This is a genomic window from Vibrio sp. A8-1, from assembly GCF_013048685.1.
GTDB classification, from domain to species: domain Bacteria; phylum Pseudomonadota; class Gammaproteobacteria; order Enterobacterales; family Vibrionaceae; genus Vibrio; species Vibrio metschnikovii.
This window is the reverse complement of the sequence record NZ_VHTC01000082.1, coordinates 1-1,771: the sequence shown is the minus strand read 5'-3', so window position 1 is coordinate 1,771 and position 1,771 is coordinate 1. Positions and strand designations below refer to the sequence as shown.

Below are 1,771 nucleotides of genomic sequence, written 5' to 3'. Positions count from 1 at the left end.
AAAACGTGGTGATGACGAACAGAAATCTGATAGTAGGCTGTGTCGACTTGGGTAACCTAGCAATAGATAGAATAGCCCAACGACTCGACGAGAAGTGCGATGCAGTAAATCAGGCATGACCACGAGAAAGAACAACGTCTTACCTCGGGAGATCTTATTATCTGTTTCGGACGAAACTAAGCAGCCAGTGATGGATGCTGATGGGTAATAAGGAGTCAGCAGAAGGCATAGTACCTTGAGGAAGTACAACTTAAGGGAAGGCCGGAACTGAATAGGTCAAGAAGCAGTCGCCAGATATTCAAATCAGTGGAGTAACAGTAACGATGCGACCCATCTCTACGTTCCGATTGGTGAAGCCAAAAGTGGAACTGACGGAAACGAAGCGTAACAAGCTGATTTGGCATAGAAAGAAGGACGAGTCTTGATGGACACCACTCGATTACTCGAACAGATGTTCAGTCCGGGTAATTTAAACGCTGCGACCAAACAGGTGAAGCGCAACAAGGGGTGCGGTGGGGTAGATAGACTGACGATCACAGCGACCTTGGAAAAGCTTCGCCAGTTGGATAATGGGCAGCAACTTCGCCAGTCTTTACTGGATGGAAGTTACCAACCGTCTCCCGTTCTGGGTGTAGAAATCCCCAAGCCAAAAGGTGGAGTACGCCAACTGGGTATCCCAACCGTTCAGGATCGCATCGTACAACAAGCGATGGCACAGCTCCTGACACAGTTGTATGAGCCGAAGTTCTCAAAGAGCAGCTTCGGGTTCAGACCAAGAAGGAGTGCTCATCATGCTTTGTCGAAAGCGAGTGAATACATTCGAGAAGGGCGGGGATATGTAGTCGATATAGATCTGGAGAAGTACTTCGATACCGTCAATCACGACAGACTGATGTATCGGCTGTCTCAAGATATCGCGGATAAACGGGTGCTGAAACTGATCAGGAAATATCTACAAAGTGGTCTGATGCGAAATGGAGTGATAGAGCGAAGACAAAGAGGAACCCCACAAGGAGGTCCTCTGTCGCCGCTGCTCTCTAATATCGTATTGGATGAGCTTGATAAAGAGTTAGAACGTAGAGGTCATAAGTTCTGCCGATACGCAGACGATTGCCAAATCTACGTAGGTAGTGAAGCAGCAGCGCAACGGGTGAAAACCTCGGTTACGGAGTTCTTGGAGCAGACGCTTAAATTACGGGTAAACCGTGAGAAAAGTGCGGCGACCAGAGTGAGTGAGCGTAGCTACTTGGGACACCGCTTCAACGATGATGGTGTGATAGGTATCAGTGATGACGCCATGCATCAAATGAAGAAACGAGTGCGACAAGTCACCAAACGAAATAGAGGACGAACGTTCCCGGCAATCATCAAGGAACTATCGACGTATCTACGAGGTTGGCAGAACTACTTTAAACTGGGCTTAAGGCCGTCATCGATGAGTCACCTAGACAGTTGGATAAGACGCCGACTGCGGTGCTACCGTCTAAAACAGAAAAAGCGGAAATACAGCATAGCGATGTGGCTGATTAGTTTAGGAGTCGCCAAACCTAATGCATGGAAAGTCGCAGGTTCAGATAAAGGATGGTGGAAACTCTCACGGACGCCCCAAGTCAATCAGGCTTTACCCAACAAACGGTTGGAAGAGTTGGGGTTATACTCATTGTTGGAAGGGTATGAAACATTGAAAATCTATTCGGAACCGCCGTATGCGATCCACGCTTGTACGGTGGTGTGAGAGGACGGCGGGAGTGATCCCGCCTCCTACTCGATT

At 48.4% G+C, this 1,771-nt stretch carries 1 protein-coding gene; it reads left to right on the top strand.

Annotated elements, in window-relative coordinates; translation table 11 throughout:
* Positions 1–424: 424 nt before the first annotated feature.
* The gene (gene ltrA / locus FKN93_RS17275) at positions 425–1,735 is read left to right on the top strand and encodes a group II intron reverse transcriptase/maturase (protein WP_000381813.1); all 1,311 of its coding nucleotides are present in this window, start codon (positions 425–427) and stop codon (positions 1,733–1,735) included.
* Positions 1,736–1,771 lie beyond the last annotated feature (36 nt).

What these genes read in the sequence shown, in the direction of transcription:
- ltrA (WP_000381813.1), top strand. Translation starts at nt 425, where the DNA reads ATGGACACCACTCGATTACTCGAACAGATGTTCAGTCCGGGTAATTTA.